This window comes from Ureaplasma zalophigenitalium (assembly GCF_025780055.1).
Taxonomy (GTDB): Bacteria; Bacillota_I; Bacilli_A; order Mycoplasmatales; family Mycoplasmoidaceae; genus Ureaplasma; species Ureaplasma zalophigenitalium.
Window position 1 is genome coordinate 148,688 of record NZ_JAOXHJ010000001.1, and the last position, 17,792, is coordinate 166,479.

15 protein-coding genes and 10 tRNA genes are annotated in these 17,792 nt (G+C 31.3%); 24 read left to right on the forward strand and 1 reads right to left on the reverse strand.

The window, feature by feature from the left end; genetic code table 4:
- Positions 1 to 50 precede the first annotated feature (50 nt).
- The 17 genes from OF365_RS00780 (at position 51) to OF365_RS00860 (ending at position 12,535) form a co-directional block, all read left to right on the forward strand.
- The gene (locus OF365_RS00780) at positions 51 to 848 is read left to right on the forward strand and encodes an RDD family protein (protein ID WP_263817716.1); all 798 of its coding nucleotides are present in this window, start codon (positions 51 to 53) and stop codon (positions 846 to 848) included.
- A 1-nt stretch (position 849) separates the two neighbouring features.
- Positions 850 to 3,090 (forward strand): ATP-dependent helicase, encoded by a 2,241-nt coding sequence (locus OF365_RS00785; protein WP_263817717.1) that lies wholly within the window; start codon positions 850 to 852, stop codon positions 3,088 to 3,090.
- Between the two features lie 4 nt (positions 3,091 to 3,094).
- Positions 3,095 to 3,898, forward strand: a complete 804-nt coding sequence (locus tag OF365_RS00790; RefSeq protein WP_263817718.1) for a TIGR00282 family metallophosphoesterase — start codon at positions 3,095 to 3,097, stop codon at positions 3,896 to 3,898.
- Positions 3,899 to 4,019: 121 nt separating this feature from the next.
- A tRNA-Cys gene (locus OF365_RS00795) sits at positions 4,020 to 4,094 on the forward strand.
- A gap of 4 nt (positions 4,095 to 4,098) precedes the next feature.
- Positions 4,099 to 4,175: transfer RNA gene (locus OF365_RS00800), tRNA-Arg, on the forward strand.
- A 43-nt stretch (positions 4,176 to 4,218) separates the two neighbouring features.
- Positions 4,219 to 4,295: transfer RNA gene (locus OF365_RS00805), tRNA-Pro, on the forward strand.
- A 4-nt stretch (positions 4,296 to 4,299) separates the two neighbouring features.
- A tRNA-Met gene (locus tag OF365_RS00810) sits at positions 4,300 to 4,376 on the forward strand.
- A gap of 2 nt (positions 4,377 to 4,378) precedes the next feature.
- Positions 4,379 to 4,456 (forward strand) — tRNA-Ile (locus OF365_RS00815).
- A gap of 55 nt (positions 4,457 to 4,511) precedes the next feature.
- Positions 4,512 to 4,604, forward strand: a tRNA-Ser gene (locus tag OF365_RS00820).
- A gap of 35 nt (positions 4,605 to 4,639) precedes the next feature.
- Positions 4,640 to 4,716: transfer RNA gene (locus tag OF365_RS00825), tRNA-Met, on the forward strand.
- Position 4,717: 1 nt separating this feature from the next.
- Positions 4,718 to 4,793, forward strand: a tRNA-Asp gene (locus tag OF365_RS00830).
- Between the two features lies 1 nt (position 4,794).
- Positions 4,795 to 4,870: transfer RNA gene (locus tag OF365_RS00835), tRNA-Phe, on the forward strand.
- Between the two features lie 125 nt (positions 4,871 to 4,995).
- Complete coding sequence (locus OF365_RS00840) at positions 4,996 to 7,149, forward strand: RelA/SpoT family protein (RefSeq protein WP_263817719.1); 2,154 nt, start codon at positions 4,996 to 4,998, stop codon at positions 7,147 to 7,149.
- Positions 7,149 to 8,744 (forward strand): CTP synthase, encoded by a 1,596-nt coding sequence (locus OF365_RS00845; RefSeq protein WP_263817720.1) that lies wholly within the window; start codon positions 7,149 to 7,151, stop codon positions 8,742 to 8,744. The genes OF365_RS00840 and OF365_RS00845 overlap by 1 nt, the downstream gene beginning before the upstream one ends.
- Entirely contained in the window at positions 8,745 to 10,034 is a 1,290-nt protein-coding gene (gene hisS, locus OF365_RS00850) for a histidine--tRNA ligase (protein WP_263817721.1), read from the forward strand.
- Entirely contained in the window at positions 10,024 to 11,763 is a 1,740-nt protein-coding gene (gene aspS, locus OF365_RS00855; RefSeq protein WP_263817722.1) for an aspartate--tRNA ligase, read from the forward strand. Before hisS ends, aspS begins: the two co-directional genes overlap by 11 nt.
- Positions 11,744 to 12,535: a DUF1266 domain-containing protein gene (locus OF365_RS00860; RefSeq protein ID WP_263817723.1), complete on the forward strand. Its 792-nt coding sequence runs from the start codon at positions 11,744 to 11,746 to the stop codon at positions 12,533 to 12,535. The genes aspS and OF365_RS00860 overlap by 20 nt, the downstream gene beginning before the upstream one ends.
- Here the strand turns inward: OF365_RS00860 and OF365_RS00865 are convergent.
- A complete protein-coding gene (locus OF365_RS00865) occupies positions 12,522 to 13,034 on the reverse strand; it encodes a Holliday junction resolvase RecU (protein ID WP_263817724.1) in 513 nt (170 codons plus the stop codon). The two genes, OF365_RS00860 and OF365_RS00865, sit on opposite strands and share 14 nt — an antisense overlap.
- A 124-nt stretch (positions 13,035 to 13,158) precedes the next feature.
- Here OF365_RS00865 and rpsP point away from each other — a divergent pair, with 124 nt between their 5' ends.
- The 7 genes from rpsP (at position 13,159) to OF365_RS00900 (ending at position 17,734) form a co-directional block, all read left to right on the forward strand.
- The gene (gene rpsP, locus OF365_RS00870; RefSeq protein WP_263817725.1) at positions 13,159 to 13,470 is read left to right on the forward strand and encodes a 30S ribosomal protein S16; all 312 of its coding nucleotides are present in this window, start codon (positions 13,159 to 13,161) and stop codon (positions 13,468 to 13,470) included.
- A 3-nt stretch (positions 13,471 to 13,473) separates the two neighbouring features.
- Positions 13,474 to 14,166 (forward strand): tRNA (guanosine(37)-N1)-methyltransferase TrmD, encoded by a 693-nt coding sequence (gene trmD, locus OF365_RS00875; RefSeq protein ID WP_263817726.1) that lies wholly within the window; start codon positions 13,474 to 13,476, stop codon positions 14,164 to 14,166.
- 10 nt (positions 14,167 to 14,176) lie between these two features.
- Positions 14,177 to 14,545, forward strand: coding sequence for a 50S ribosomal protein L19 (rplS, locus tag OF365_RS00880; protein WP_263817727.1), 369 nt, complete (start codon positions 14,177 to 14,179; stop codon positions 14,543 to 14,545).
- Positions 14,546 to 14,624: 79 nt separating this feature from the next.
- Positions 14,625 to 16,088 (forward strand): YitT family protein, encoded by a 1,464-nt coding sequence (locus tag OF365_RS00885; RefSeq protein WP_263817728.1) that lies wholly within the window; start codon positions 14,625 to 14,627, stop codon positions 16,086 to 16,088.
- Between the two features lie 48 nt (positions 16,089 to 16,136).
- Positions 16,137 to 16,210, forward strand: a tRNA-Gly gene (locus OF365_RS00890).
- A gap of 118 nt (positions 16,211 to 16,328) precedes the next feature.
- Positions 16,329 to 17,171, forward strand: coding sequence for a leucine-rich repeat domain-containing protein (locus OF365_RS00895; RefSeq protein ID WP_263817729.1), 843 nt, complete (start codon positions 16,329 to 16,331; stop codon positions 17,169 to 17,171).
- Positions 17,172 to 17,185: 14 nt separating this feature from the next.
- Entirely contained in the window at positions 17,186 to 17,734 is a 549-nt protein-coding gene (locus OF365_RS00900; RefSeq protein WP_263817730.1) for a leucine-rich repeat domain-containing protein, read from the forward strand.
- The last annotated feature ends 58 nt before the right edge of the window (positions 17,735 to 17,792 follow it).

Genomic DNA, 17,792 nt, shown 5'->3' on the forward strand with positions numbered 1-17,792 from the left:
TATTTTAATTGCGCACTATATAATATAATTAATGCGCTTAAAGGAAATTTATGAAAATTAATTACGATAAAGAATACCCATTAGCAAAGAGAAAACAACGTTTTAAAGCCGCAACACTTGATTTCTTATTAGTGTTCGTTCTTTCGATCGTTTGTTCATTTTTAGTTTTTATTAATTCTGAATTTAAAATCAAGGATTTGTTTGTTTCGCAAAGTAACACCACTTTAGATAATGTTATGAGCAAACCTGCATTAGAGCCGTGACGAGTTTTCGTAATGGCAACAATAGCTTTTTTTATCTACTTTATCTATTTTATTTTTATTCCAACATTCAACAAATCAGCAACATTGTTCCGCAAAGTCTTTAAAATACATACAATTTCACTTTATAAGCAAAACCATCGCGGAGTTATGTTTTCAGCATTACTTAGACAATCATTAATTATATGATTTTTATTTATGATCATTGCCATGTTGGTAGCTGCTTTTTGTTTTGCTTATGACATTAATGATAAGTATCAACGATTTCAATATTTATTATTTATTAGGGGAGCGATGTCTTTACAAATCCCTAATGAGGCTGACACAAACACTGAAATTATGGCTTATTTAAGCAAAAGTTTATTTTCTATAGTTGGTCTATTAAGCATTATTGCTTTAGTAACAATGGTTTTAAAAAAAGTGGAACGACCCTTCCAAGATCATATTGCTAATGTAGCTGTTTTAAGCATCAAAGATGAAGAAGTTCCCATTAGTAAACCAAAACGACCACTTACAAAACCTGTAATTGACCACTATAACAATGTTTTATCTGAAATTGACAAGATTGGAACACGTAGGAGATCATAGTATGCATATCCAAGAATCGATTAATAATTTGAATCAAGAACAACACCAAGCAGTTGTTGCTGACAAAAAACCCCTACTAATAATAGCGGGGGCAGGCACAGGTAAGACACAGGTTTTAACCTTAAGAATGGCTTTCTTGATAAATTATTTTGGGATACAACCTGAGCGAATTCTTGGATTTACTTTTACTAATAAAGCAGCACGTGAAATGCGTGAACGTGTCCAAAAATTAATTAATGTGAATATATCACAACTTGGAACGTTCCATAGTTTTTGTGTTCGTGTGTTGCGTGAGGACATTCATCTTTTAGATTATGATAACAATTTCCGTATTTTAGACACAGCATCTGCAATTGACTTACTGCATTTAATTTACGAGGAGCATCAAATCGATTATAAAGAATATCCTTATAAAAAAGTCCTAAGCTTTATTTCTAGCATGAAATCCTCTAATGGAGAATATATAAATCAAAAATTTAAGTGAAAAGAGAACACTGTATCATTAGGACAAATAAAGAAAGACCTGATGTTAATCTTTAATTTGTTTATCCAAAAATGTGCTGCTTTTAGTTATGTTGACTACGATGATTTATTAATTTTAACTTATCAAATCTTCACTAGGTTTGAAGATATTTTACAAAAATGGCAAAATCGATTTGATGCTGTTTTAGTTGATGAGTTTCAAGATACGAATGAGATTCAATACCAACTAGCTTATTTGCTCGCTAAAAAACACCAAAACATTTTTGCTGTAGGCGATCCTGACCAAACAATTTATTCATTCCGAGGAGCTAAAGCAAAAGTTTTAGAGCAATTTCAACATGATTTTACCAAATCTGAAATTATTGTTTTGAAAATTAATTATCGATCAACACAAGAAATATTGAACGCTGCAAACCAATTAATTAATGTTAATCCGCGAACTTTAAAAAAAGAATTAGAATCATTTTTTGGACAACACAAAAAACCTATTTTTAAAACTTGTTATAATATCGACGAAGAAGTAGCGTTTATTGTTGAAAAAATTGGTAAATTAATTGATGAGCACAATGTGCCTCCTGAAAATATTTGTGTCTTATTTCGTTCGAACCAAATGTCACGAGCTATCGAACAATCACTAATAGAAAATGGTATCATTTACAACCTTTTTGGTTCACGTACATTTTTTGAACGTGAAGAAATTCGTGATATTTTAGCTTATTTTCAAGTTATTAACAACTGAGATGAATTAGCATTAATCCGCATTATTAATAAACCTCGTCGGAAAATTGGGGGGGAAGCGTTTGATAATTTAAAACGTTTTGCCAAAGAAAAAGGATACACACTAGCCGAAGCTTTGAGTCATATTCGTGATAATGACTTATTAAGCAATCAACAAATGAACAGCATTATTCGTTTTTATGATTTAATTCTTGATATACAAGAATATAATGACAACCACGACTTAGTTAGCGTTTTTTATTATTTGGTGGACAAGATTGCTTATAAAGAATTCTTAGATTTAAAACCAGATACGGCAGATAATAAATGAGAAAACGTCATGGAATTACGTAACGGCCTAGAACGTTATTTACAAAATATTCCAGGAGCAACATTAAATGATTATTTGAACGACATCGCTTTGTATACCAATGATGATTCTAAAAAACTAAAAAATAATGCGATTAATTTAATGACCGTTCATACTTCTAAAGGCTTGGAATTTGAATATGTTTTCTTAATGCGGATGAATCAAGGTGATTTTCCAAGTAGCTATTCTATTAATGAAACCAACGGAATAGAAGAAGAACGCCGAGTGTGTTATGTAGCGCTGACGCGAGCTAAAAAAGAATTATACATAACTGCTTCTTTAAACAACTCATTCAGAAACGAGTATGCCGGACAAATTTCACAATTTATTGATGAAATTGGTGTTGCTAACTTAGAAAACTTATCTTCTCATATTAACTTGCAAAAAGTTAAAAAAGAAAACATAATGGGTAATTTAATGCAATCTCGCTGAGGAGAACTAGAAGAATTAGAACAACTTTCAAGATTTGCCCAATCACAAAAGATTGTTGAACAAAATTACCATAATCAGACCAATGATTACGCAATCAATGACGAAGTAGAACATAAGATTTTTGGATCAGGGGTTGTAGTTGGTAAAAAGGATGATCTTTTAGATATTTACTTCCATAAATCTAAAAAAGTTCTAAGTATTTGTTATAATATCAAAAGTTTAAGTAGAAGAGAAAAATAACGTTATGAAAATCTTAATGTTGGGCGATGTTTTTTCTAAACAAGGCCGAATATCTTTACAAAAAGAAATTCCAATAATCAAAAAAGAGTATGGAGTTGATTTTGTGATTGCAAATGCGGAAAATACAACTCACGGTAAAGGATTAAACTTACGCCATTTTGAAGAATTGCAGTCATATGGCGTAGATGTTTTTACAATGGGAAATCATACTTGAGACCAAGATGAAATTTTTGAAATGTTAAAAACAAAAGACAATCTAATTCGTCCAGCTAACATAGAAGTGTCGCACCCTTATGCTGAATTCGGTTTTGGCTCAAGAGTTTTTCATGTCAAAAACTTGCGTGTACGTGTAACTAACTTATTAGGTCTATCAATTGATATGAAAGGTTTACAATCTAACCCTTTCTTGTGTTTAGATGAAATTGTAGCCCAAAATAATTGCGACATTCATATTGTTGATTTTCATGCAGAAACAACCAGTGAAAAAAATGCGTTATTTTTAGATTTTAAAAACAAGGTAACCATTCTTTATGGCACACATACCCACGTCCCTACAAACGACGCAAGAATTTATGAAAACACAGCTTTTCAAACAGATTTAGGAATGTGTGGACCAAGTAATAGTATTATTGGGGCAGAACCTGCAGAAATTATTGAACGTTTCCGAAACCCTAATAAACGTTTTGTTTTAACGCCAAGCAATAATCCATATGTTTTTTGTGGTATTATTGTGGAAATTGACGAAAAAACACTGAAACCAATACATATTCAATCAATTGTTAGATATCAAAAAACGTCAAAAAAGTAATTTTTTAGTCCGGATGCAAAAATATATCAAATAAAGCTTGCAAATATTTCGTTGATTTGTTATACTATATTAGTATGTTTTAAAGCATATATGTTAATGGTGTATGCGCATTATTATTAATGGTGCCATAGCCAAGTGGTAAGGTCAGGAGCTGCAACCTCCTTATTCGTCAGTTCGAATCTGACTGGCACCTCCATATTGCATCCTTAGCTCAATTGGACAGAGCGTCTGGCTACGGACCAGAAGGTTATGGGTTCGACTCCTTTAGGGTGCGCCATTAAATTTTATTAATTAGTTTATTCCATAATAAACTTGTTCATCGGGAAATAGCACAGCTTGGTAGTGCACCTGGTTTGGGACCAGGGGGTCGCAGGTTCGAATCCTGTTTTCCCGACCATTTTGGCTGGATAGCTCAATTGGTTAGAGCGCTCGGTTCATACCCGGGAGGTTCTGAGTTCGAATCTCAGTTCAGCCACCATTGCTTCTATAGCTCAATTTGGTTAGAGCCCCCGACTCATAATCGGTTGGTTACAGGTTCAAGTCCTGTTAGAAGCACCATTAAATTAAATGCAAATTCGTCTTTATATTTTGTATAATATATAGATGTATATATGGAGAAATACCCAAGTCCGGTTGAAGGGATCAGTCTTGAAAACTGAGAGGCGGTGTGAGCCGCGCGGGGGTTCGAATCCCTCTTTCTCCGCCATTTACAATAATCTAACACTTTATGTGTTTTCATATCGCGGGATAGAGCAGTTTGGTAGCTCGTCAGGCTCATAATCTGGAGGTCGGTGGTTCAAATCCATCTCCCGCAACCATGGTTCTGTGGTGTAGTGATTAACATGCCTCTCTGTCACAGAGGAGATCGCGGGTTTGACTCCCGTCAGGACCGCCACGGTTTCGTAGCTCAGTCGGTAGAGCAACGGATTGAAGATCCGTGTGTCGACAGTTCGATTCTGTCCGAAACCACCATTAATATTTTTAAACTCCTAGCAATAGGAGTTTTTATTTTGTTTACGAATCTTTTTTAGATATTTTAATAAGTATTTTTCAATCAATTACACTAATAATTTATAATTATAAATTAAGGTGATAAAATGACAGATTTAGTACAACAACAAATGCGTGAGTTAGTTCAACTGATGCAAGAAAAAGAATATAGCGAGCACACGGTTAGTGAAGTGCGGAAAGCTTTTGAATTCGCTAACAAAATGCATGGCGAGCAACAACGAAAATCTGGCGAACCATTTATTATTCATCCGATTACAACGGTTAAGACTCTTGTTTTGTGATTAATGGATGAAAAAACATTAGTAGCTGGAATGTTACACGATGTAATCGAAGATACTACATGCACTGAAGAAGAATTGAAAAATGAATTTGGGCAAGAAGTTTGTAAATTAGTTATGTTTGTTACGAAAGTTTCTATTTATGCGCGTAATCAAAGAAACACTATAAATAAAGACAAGACTTTAGAAGCTTATTCAATTAAAGTTTTTATGAGTATGACTGAGGATATTCGAGCAATGATTATTAAATTAGCTGACCGTTACCATAATATGCTGACAATCGAATATTTGCGTGAGGAAAAACGAAGACGAGTAGCAAAAGAAACTTTAGAGATTTATGCTAATATTGCAGGGCGATTAGGAATGTATAAAGTGAAGACTGACTTATTAGATATGTCGTTTGCAGTTTTAGACCCCGAAAATTATTATAAAGTGAAAAATACATTAGACGAAATTATTAGTTTAAATAAAATAAAATGAGATGAAGCAACATCCCGATTGGCAAAAATTTTAGAAGCAAATAATGTTGTAGCCACTTTAGAGTCACGGATTAAAGGTATTTACTCGACTTACAAAAAAATGACGCAAGGTTATGAAATCAAAAATATTCATGATATTTATGCCCTACGTTTAATAGTTGATGACATTCATCAATGTTACCATTCTCTCGGCTTGATTCACATGAATTTTACTTATATTATTAATACCTTTAAAGATTATATTTCCAATCCTAAGTGAAATTTATACCAATCGATTCATACAACTATTTCTTTTGAAAACACTTTATTTGAAATCCAAATTAGAACTGAAAAAATGAACACATTTGCTAATTATGGCTTAGCTGCTCATTGAAAATATAAGGAAAATAATCCCGAAATGATTTCTAATACAATTGATAAAACCTTATTGATGCGAGATTTTATCCACAATGAAATCAAGGATGTTAAACAAGTAAAAAACATCACCACAGCTACAATTTATGATGTATTAATTATGAATTCAAACGAATGAATAACAATTACAAACACTCATACTTTATTAGATTTAGCTTATCGCTATGATCAGAAGAATTTTTTTAAAGTAATGGCTGTATATCTAAATGGTGAAAGAGCGCATTTTGATGCACACGTTGAATCAGGGGATACAATAAAAATTGTTTATTCGCAAACAAGTGAACTGGTTAATCAGTCATGATTGCGTTCCGCAAATAACGAGGTGGTTAAAAAATATATTAAAGCAAAATTAGCTGATTTAGAGGGACACAAATTAGCTAATAAAGAACAATTTATGCGTGACGCTAATTTTTATTTAGATGATAAAATTATTACCCTGCAGCAAGCAAGCGAAAGAATTCGAAATGAATTTAATATTAATGATTTTACAACTTTTATTGATTTAACAAGAATTGCAGAAATTAGCGACAATGTTAAATATAATGTCTTTAGTGATAATAAACAAACAAGTAAAAAGGCTATCAATATTATTAAATCTAAAATCTGAAAATGATTAATCGCAAATTCTTATTTTGACGGTTTAGAAAATTTGTATTTTAATGAATTAATTGTAACAACTTGTTGCTCCAAAGTGCCAGGTTTTGATTGTGTTGCGAAGTTGATTCGCAATAAAGTCGAAATTCATAGATCAGATTGCAAGAAAGTTAAAAACACTCGTGCTAAAACATTGGTTGTTGATTGATCGCAAGAGAAATTAAAACAACGTCCACGTTATTTTTTATGTCAAATAGAATTAAAAGGAAATTGAAGCGAATCAATTGGGAATATTATTGCCCAAATTTTAATTAGACACCGTGCCAACCTTTCAACGATTATTATTAATAAGCATAAGATTAATAAAACACACAACACAAAACTAATTATTTACGTGAAAAATAGCAATCATTTACAAGTGATTATTGATGAATTTAGAATTAAAAATATTATGTATGAATGGAAGTTAATCTAATGAGTAAAAAAAGTCAAAAAACAAAATATATTTTTATTACTGGTGGAGTTTATTCATCATTGGGTAAGGGTGTGAGCGCTAGTAGTATTGGACGAATTTTAGTGGAATTAGGTTTTAAGGTCGCAATGCAAAAACTAGATCCATATTTGAATGTTGACCCAACTTATTTATCACCTTATCAACATGGTGAGGTTTTTGTAACTAAAGACGGCAAACAAGCGGATTTAGATTTAGGGACATACGAACGTTTTATCGATATTGACTTAAATGAGTACGCATCAATTAGTGCAGGAAAAATTTATTCAGAAATTACATATAAAGAACGTCATAACAAATTTAAAAATGTAACCGTACAAACTGTTCCGCACGTAACCAACCACATTATCTCATATGTTCGTAAAGTCAGTGAAACTTTAGATGTGGATTTTGTTATTGTCGAAATCGGTGGAACGATTGGTGATATTGAATCCCTACCTTTCATTGAAGCGATTACGCAATTTATTCACCAATATGGTCGCGAAAATGTTATGAGTGTTCATTGTTCTCCATTAATATACATTGATAATGTTAATGAGTTAAAGACTAAACCAACACAACATAGTGTGCACACGTTGCGCTCTTTAGGGATTCAACCTGATATTTTATTATTGCGTTCCACGCACGAAGTAGATAAACAAACAATCGAGAAACTTGCATGGTCGTGTCTAGTTCCTCGCCATAATATTTTTGTCGCTCAAGATGTTTCGTCTGTTTATTTATTACCGAACATGTTTTTCAAACAAAAAATTCACAAGTCTATTTTAGATTATTTCAAATTACAAGTTAAAACAGCGACATTAAGTCATTGATACACTTTCACTAACCAAATTACAGCACCAAAACTCCACCATTTAAAAGTTGCGATTATTGGACAATACATTGAACTGCCAGATGCTTATAAATCAATTATTGAAAGTTTAAATATCGCCTCTTATAGTTATAGTGTTGATTTAGAATTAATTTTAATTCAAGCAAAAACAATTGATGATAGTAATGTAGGAATTCAATTAAACGGATTAGACGCAATCATTATACCTTCTTTTGTGGGGAATGAAGACGGTTTTGCAGGTAGCGTTTGTGCATTAAAACATGCTCGTTTGAATGATTTACCAACATTAGTAATTGGTAATAGCATGAATATTTTTGTTTATGATTTTTTAGTGAACATTAAACACGAAACCCCTCAAACTAAATTCAATAAAGAGCATTCAGTACTTTATTTAAAAGATTTTTTTGACTTAACAGATAACGTAAAATTCGGATCATATTTAACAAATTTATCAAAAGATTCACGCAGCTATGAGTTTTTTAAAAAAACAAAAATAAATATGCGTCATTTACAGCGGACAATTATTAACAAAAATCAACTAGAATCGATTTTGTGCAATAATTTAATTATTGGTGGTCTAGATGAAAATGAGAATATCGATGTACTAGAATATAAAGATAAAAAATATATGATTGCATGCAGTTTTAATCCCGAATTCTCTACGCGACCATTTAAGGTTAATCCGTATTTTAGTGCCTTATTAAAGGTGTGTATAGAAGGAGCATAAATGAAACAAATAATTAATAAAATTCGCGGAACCGTTGATTTATTCAAAGATGACATGCGCATGTTTAAAACTCTAGAAAACCATTTGCTCAAAATTGCGGACAATTATGGATATGAGCAGGTAAAAACTCCTGTTTTTGAACATTATGAACTATTTAACCGTTCTGCTGGCGAAACATCAGATTTAGTTTCTAAGGAAATGTATGTCTTTAATGATAAAGGTGATCGAATGATTGCATTACGCCCAGAAGGGACTGCTGGTGTGTTGCGAGCTGTCATTGAAAATAAATGACTCTTACAACACCCTTTACCTTTAAAATTAACCTATTTTGAACCATGTTTTCGATATGAACGTCCTCAAAGTGGACGTCAACGGATGTTTCATCAATTTGGTGTTGAATTATTAGGATCAAACAGTATTTACACGGATTTTGAAGTGATTTGTTTGGCTTATGAAATTTTAACATCCCTTAAAATTAAAGATTTTGTATTAGAAATCAATTACATTTCGACACCAGAAAAACGAGCATTATGAATTAAAGCTTTACAGGATTATTTTGGCCAATTTACTGATGAATTAGAAATGATTAGTCGTGAACGTTTGCAAACTAATCCTTTACGCATTTTGGATGATAAAATCGAAAGCGAAAAAGACTTTGTTAAGAATGCACCAAAAATTAGTGCTTTTTTAGATAAAGATGAACAGGAAGAATTTGCAACTTTACTAAAACTTTTAGATCAAGCAAATATTACATATAAAATTAACAAAAACTTAGTTCGTGGTTTGGATTATTATACGGGCGTGGTTTTTGAATTTATTAGCTTATCTAAACACCTTTTAGGTCAATCCACTATGATTGGTGGTGGTCGATATACAAAATTATTAAAACAATTAAATGGACCAGATTATAATGGCGTTGGTTTTGGCTGTGGCATTGAACGTTTATTGATCGCCTTAAAAGATGTGCCAACTGAGAAGGTATCAGCGTATTATTACGACTATTTTATTGGTTATACACACAATAATTTAGCACGGTTTGCGCACATTTTAACTAATCAGATGCGAGCACAGAATTATAAAGTTGATATTTGTTATGAACCAATGAAATTTGATAAAATTTTCAAAAAAGCAAATAAAACACACCCTCATTTCATTGTTTTATTCGCAGAGAAAGAATGGGCTGACAACCAACAAATCATACTGATTAATGAGGAAACAAAAAAACAAATAACGGTGTCTTATAACGAATTTTTTCAAGAAATAAATAAAGGAGAAAAAAATGAAAATTAATAACAATCAAATAAGCAATGCGTATTTAAATCAGATAATTACTTTAAAGGGATGAGTAAAAAAAGTTCGAAAACTAGGAAACCTTGTTTTCGTTGATATTCGAGATCGATACGCTTTAGTGCAAATTTTTGCTCACCAGAATGATGCGGTTTTTAAACAATTAAACGAATTAAATCGAGAAGATGTTATTTATGTAACAGGAGAATTGTTGATTAGAAAACAAAAAAACCCGGATATTTTAACTGGTGATTTCGAATTACACGCCCATGCTGTAGATGTTTTGTCAAAATCTAAAACCCCTCCTTTAATTATCGAAAACGAAACAGATGCAAACGAGGACGTGCGTTTTGCGTATCGTTATTTAGATTTACGTCGTCCTAAAAACTTACTAACTTTTCAATTGCGTTCAAAAGTGTCACATATCATTCGTTCTTTTTTACATGATTTAGATTTTATTGAAACAGAAACACCGATTTTAGGAAAACCAACGCCCGAAGGAGCGCGTGACTTTTTAGTGCCCACACGTACTCATAAGTTTTATGCTCTACCACAGTCTCCCCAAATTTTTAAGCAATTATTAATGGTAGCTGGATTTGAAAAATATTTTCAAATCACTAAATGTTTTAGGGATGAGGATTTACGAAGTGATCGCCAACCAGAATTCACGCAAGTAGATATTGAAATGAGTTTTGCAGACGAACAAGATGTTCAGGATTTAATCGAAGGTTTACTAAAACGTATTTTTTGAGAGACGCAAAACTATGAATTAAAAACGCCTTTTTTACGAATGTCATACGCGCACGCCTTTCACCATTACGGAACAGATAAACCGGATTTACGATATGAATTAACAATTCAAGATACAAATAATTTATTTGCTCAATCTTCATCAAAAATTCTACAGAATGTGATTGAAGACGGTAAGGTTGTTAGATACTTATACACTCCTGAATTGTTAACTAAAAAACAAGTACAGGACTTAGAAAAATACGCTAAAGATAAACATGCTAAAGGGTTAATTTGAATGCGCGTTGAAAATGGTGTGGTGGCGGACGGATCTTTTGCAAAATTAAAAGAAGATCATCCTTTGTATTTAGAGTTAATGCAACGTCATAAACTAGCTTCAGGTACTTTATTATTAATAGCTGACACTTATGAAATTGCCACAGAAGCATTGGGAATTGTACGAACGCAATTAGCATCGATTTTAAATTTAAAAAACAATAAAGCGTATGCCTTTGTTTGGATTATTGACTGACCATTATATGTTTTTGAACCAGAAACAAATCGATACGTTGCTGCGCACCATCCTTTTACAGCTCCCCAAGAACAATGTATTAATGATTTTGATACAAATCAAAAAAATGCTTTAGGCCGTAGCTATGACATTGTATTAAACGGATATGAGTTAGCGGGTGGATCAGTGCGAATCATTAATCCAGACGTGCAAAAAAGAATGTTTTCCGCAATCAATTTAAGTACGCTAGAAATAGATCAAAAATTTGGTTTTTTACTTGAAGCATTTAATTATGGAGTTCCGCCTCATGCAGGGATTGCTTTAGGATTGGATCGCCTAATTATGATTTTAATCAATAGTGAAATGATTAAAGATGTAGTTGCTTTCCCAAAAAATAACCAAGGGGTAGATATGATGATGCAGGCTCCAAGTGCTGTAAAAGATGAAGAGTTAGTGGAATTAGGCGTTCAAAATGTTAAACCAAAGTATTAAAAACAAAGCATTTATAGAAACGAAAATTCGTAATTATAACGAACATGTCCAAGCTATTAATCATTTCTATAATTTACTATCCACAAGTCTTAGCAACATTTTTAAACAGCAGAAATTAATCTATGATGGAAAACAAAAAACCGAACAAATAAAAGCTATCGTCAAATTGGCGGATGTATTTTTTATGGCTGAAGGGATTGTTGATTTACAAACAAATGTTTATGAGCAAAACATAAAAGAACCATGGTTTGCCAATACCTTAAAATCGTTCTTATCCTCATATTTTGAGATCGGTTCTGATCAAGAAACATATTTGAATGAATTGAATAAAAATCATGGATTCAATAACGACCTTGATGTCGCTAGTTTATTTTTAATTTATGATTTGCAAAAAGAATATGACTGATATACAACATTAGGATATAAGGATTTTGAAGGTTTTGAATTAGATTATTTAATGGTTGATCTTTTAAAAACAAAAGTTAATGTGCATTTTATGATGACTAAAAATGTGATTCAAAATGTCTTTTTATTAAAAATAGGAAAAGCATTAAATTACATTGACGAAGATACATTTGAATCCTTTATTTGAAAAAACTTTCAAATCATCAAACAACAATTTGTTAGTTTAGAGGATTTTTATTTTAATTATATTGTTAGTGTTTGTTATGAGAAACTAAACAAAAACAACCCCAATCGTATTATCGCTTTAGCTAACGCATATATTAATGTATTAGAAGTTTTATATGATGCGAGTACTAGTATCAAATAATGTGTTTTTTTAACGCATCCAATAACTTTAATCAGTTAAAAATCCCAGGAAAAACTATTTCCAAATGAATAGCAAAAGAATCTAATCATTCGTGATGGATTCTTTTTTCTTTATTTTCTAAAAAGTGTTGATACAACATACTAATACTGATGGCATAATATTTATTTAATGATAAATAACCAATAATAACAAAAGCGTACCCTTGTTGCTTATGGATTAATAGTAAATGCTGCAGTTGATGATCTTTAATTTGTCTCAAATCAAATGTTGATTCTGTAGTTTGTTTTACCTCAAAGTCATAATAACAACCACGATAAAAACCATAATAGTCGGCTTGTGACTTAGCTTTTAGTGTCCCCAAAACCCGATTATTTTCAATTTTACGAATACTAACTCCAACATCTCGCTTGATAAAAAAACCTGAGTTCTCTTGCATGAAAATTTCTAAGCTATGGTTAATTAATGTTTCCAAAAACATCCCTTTATTTTTAACCCACATTATATCACCATATCAATAAACGAAAAATCCTATATTTTTACTTTATAATGCGTGTTAAGTAAAATAACTTAACATATTAGAAAAAAATATATTATAATTTATTAAGTCTTTTAAAAATAAAGAGGTGAATACATTGGTAAAAATTAGATTAACAAGAGTTGGTACTCATAAAAAACCTTATTTTAGAGTGGTTGTTATGGATGCTAAAGCTAAAGCAAATGGTGCTTATATTGAAAATTTAGGACACTATAATCCAATTACAGGTGATGTTGTGTTGAAAAATGATCGTGTACTATTTCATTTAGAAAACGGTGCTCAACCATCTGAAACTGTAAAACAAATGCTTTCAGCGCAAGGCGTATGAAAAGAATTTATTGCAAAAAAAGATGCTAACAAAAAACGTAAAGCATTAATGCAAAAACAAAAAAACGCGTAGTTTATGAAAATTTCTTTCCTAACTTTATTTCCAGAAATCATTCAAACCTGATGCAATCACTCAATTATTAAACGAGCGATTGAAGCTAATAAAGTTATTATTGAAATTGTTGATATTCGTAAGTTTTCAAAAGATAAAAGACAACGAGTTGACGACACTCCTTATGGAGGTGGTCCTGGTATGGTTATATCCATTGATGTTGTAGTTCGTGCATTAAGATCAGTGCGAACCCCGAATAGTTATGTGATTTACACTTCTCCTCGTGGTCAAATCTTTAATCAAAAAAAAGCGATGGAATGAAGCAGTAAAAAAGAACATTTAATTTTTATTGCTGGGCATTACGAGGGAATTGATGAAAGAATTAAATATTATGTTGATTCTTACATTAGTTTAGGTGATTTCATTTTAACAGGTGGCGAATTGGTTTGTATGACAATGGCAGACAGTGTCATTCGTTTAATCGATGGAGTTATTAATGCAGATAGTTTAATTGATGAATCGTTCAACAATTATTTATTAGATTATCCTGTTTATACAAGGCCACAAAAATATGAGAAACACGAAGTTCCCGATGTGCTTTTAAGTGGTCATCATGCTTTAATTAATGAATATCGCAAACAAAAACAAGAGGAATTAACAAAACGATATCGCAAAGATTTATATAAAAAATACATGCAAATAAAAACAAAGAAGTAGGTGTTAAAAAATGAGTATTTTCAAAATTAATAAGGGTGCAATCTTATCATCTGTCAATCAATCAAGTATGAAAAAAGATGTGCCAAACTTTTCGAGTGGGGACACAATTATTATTCATAACAGAATTGTTGAAGGTAAAAAAACAAGAATTCAAAAATTCGAAGGGGTTGTATTACGTCGCCGTGGCTCACAAGCTAGTGAAACAGTTATTATTCGTAAAGAAACAAATGGAATCGGTGTTGAATTAAACTTTAACATTCACTCTCCATTAGTTGAAAAAATTGAAGTTGTGCGTTATGGTAAAGTGCGTCGTGCTTATATTTCATACATGCGTTCACGTTCTGGTAAATCAGCACGTATTAAACAACTAAACAAATAATTTTAGAAATAATAACAGTAATTTGATTTTCATATTATTGTTATTTTTTTATGTTAATACACAGGAGAATGTTATGAATATGAACGGAATTGATAAAACAAATCGAAAAAAGCACAAACGTCGAATTAAAATCATTCAAACAGATCGCAAGATCAATGATCTTTTAAAACAAGTCAATCAAGAATACGTTGAACAAGAACAATTAAATTCGCAAACAGAAACCATCAAATTTAAAGCTGGTATTTTAAAATTTGCTAGTTTGTACACTACTAAACGTTTGTGAGTCCGCTATTTAATCATTCTAATTCTATCGATGACAACTTCTGTGATTTCTTTATTTTTAGTTCAGAACACAGGAATTTATTCACCAGGGGTAACTGGTTTATCACAAGGTTTTTCGCGATTAATCCAAACAGTAATTATATATTTAAATCCATCACTTGTCACGCAAGCCCAGATCTCATATAATGTACTATTCTGATTACTGGTCATTTTGATTAATGTTCCTTTACTAATTTTTTCTTATTTAAAATTAGGAAAGCACTTTACATTAATGACACTTTTATATTTAGTCGCTACCCAAGTATTTGGTCTACTATTATCATTTATCCCAAATACTGATAAAATTATGATTTTTGGAGACAACAAAATCACTTATCCTAAAGTAGATAACTTTTTTACACCACGGATACTAGCGCACCAAATCAGTGATATTAAACTCACGCCAGAGTTAATTACATTAAGTAACGAAGTAAATATGACAACAGATCGTCCTATTAATGATCTATACATTAAGATTAATGAAATTAAGAATTTTGAAACAAAACAACAATATTTAAACATGTTGTATGACAGCTCAAAACCTTTATATTATTTCCATCCCTTGATTGACAATCGGGTACAAGTTTTACCGTGAACAGATCCAGATCAGGCATCAAAAATTCCATCTATTTTTGTTTATGCAATCATTTATGCCATTTTTGATGCAATCCTAATTTCTCTAGTTTATATTGTTGGTGGAACAAGTGGAGGAACAGATATCATAAGTTTTTGATATTCTAAAAAGAAAAGTAAGCCAATTGGTAATATTTTAACTTACTTTAACGCTTTTACTTTGTTCATCGGGATTATTCTAGGATCTTTTGTGCCAGCTTGTCTTGCTAACAAAAAATTCTTTAATGTGGAAATTTTCTTTTCCCCAAATCTGGTTGCTTCAACTTTAGTTTCAATTATTTTAGGTATTATTGTTAATATTTACTTCCCTAAAAATAAATCACTAAAATTAGAGATTTTATCAAAAAATGTTGATAAAATTGTTAACATCTTGCACAAACATGATTTTAACAATTCCATTACTGTAACTAATTCAAGTAATTTAATTTCAAATAAAACGAACCAATCATTAGAAATCATTAGTTTGTATATCGAGTTTCCATCAATTATTCAATTAATTAGACAAGTTGATAACGAATGCTTAATTGTAATTTATCCAATTGTCGACATTGATGGTTCAATGATTGTACGTAGAAGCCATTTTAACTAAAAATATTTACACCAAAAAAATATTATGCTATAATATTATGGTGTAAATGCAGATGTAGTTCAATGGTAGAACGCAACCTTGCCAAGGTCGAGACGCGGGTTCGATTCCCGTCATCTGCTCCATTAAAACTTCAAATAACGTCCCTTTAGGCGTTATTTTTCTTCATTTAATTCCCGTTTTTTGTTAAAATCTTTCGTATAACCTTATAAAAATTGGTTATAAAAGAAAAGGAATAAAATTATGAAAAAAAGAAAAATGAATAAGAAAATATTGTTCTCATCTTTAGCATTATTAACGATTACGGGAGCGGTTGCTGCTGTAGCTACAAGCTGTCATCAACCATCAAAGAATCCATCGAATAACAAAGATGAATCAACACCAAAGAATCCATCAAATAACAAAGATGAATCAACAAAAACTTTTACAATTGACAAAACTAATTTAGATACATATTTTGAATATGAGCTAATTAATAATGTCTACTATGTTAAAAAAATAAAAAAAGATTTACCACAAGACAACGAAATTGTTTGAGCATTAGAAGAATCTCCATCTTTTAAAAGATATTTAGATAAAAAAGATGCTAAATTACGACAGTTAGCAAATTTGACTTTATCAAATGTTTTAAAAGTTGCTGATAATGCTTTTGAAAACAGCACATGATTAAAAAATATTAAGTTAAATAAAGCAACAACGATTGGAAACGCTGCTTTCTGAAAAACTGCACAATTAAATTCGGTGACAGCGACGGCTGTAAGCGAAGTTGAAGGTTTTGCATTTAGCGAAACTGGTTTAGTTAATTTAGTTTTACCTAATGCATTAGAAATTAAGGGTTATGCTTTTTATAAAGCGAATTCATTAGAAAGTTTAACAGCTTCTAAAGTTAATAAATTAGGGGACCAAGCGTTTGGTCATGCTGCTAAATTAACAAATCTAGAAACAAATAATTTAGAATCGATCGGTTTAAATGTTTTTGAAAACACTCCATTATTTGAAACATTAAAAAATAAAGCAACAAACGGCTTAGTGGTTTATAAAAACGCGTTATTAAGCGCATATGAGGCAAAAGGTGAAGTTTTTTAGATGATGTTGAACTAATGGCTCCCCAAGCATTTGCTAACGCTGCAGTTACATCTGTTTCAATGAAAAATTTAAAAAATGTACCAAACGAAGCGTTTATAAACAACGCTACACTAACGAGTGTTAATTTTGCTAATGTACAAGCAGTGGGTTATAATGCATTTAAAAACGCTACATTATTAGGTAGTGTTTCACTACCAAAAGTTGTTAAGATCAACGCTTCAGCTTTTGAAGGAAATACAACTCTAACTAGTGTTGAATTTCCCGAATTATTAGAATTGGGAGCAAGCGTTTTCAAATCGGCAAGTAAAATTACATCAATAACTTTACCTAAAGTCCAATTAATAGGATTTCATGCATTCAGTAATGCAGTGAACTTAAATAAATTAGTCGCACCAAGTATTACTCATATCGGCGAATACGCTTTTGAAAATTGTGCAGCTTTAACTTTTAAAGGAGCAAGCCTACCTGCTACAATTACAGAAGAAATATTTAATACTATTATCAAGAATAACAAAGCTTTCCCTGAAAAAAAAGAAAAACAAGAAACAACAAATTCACACTAAAGTATTTAAGATAGAAATTTATTAGAACTATTGGAATTTCTTAAAAGCTAAAAGAAGT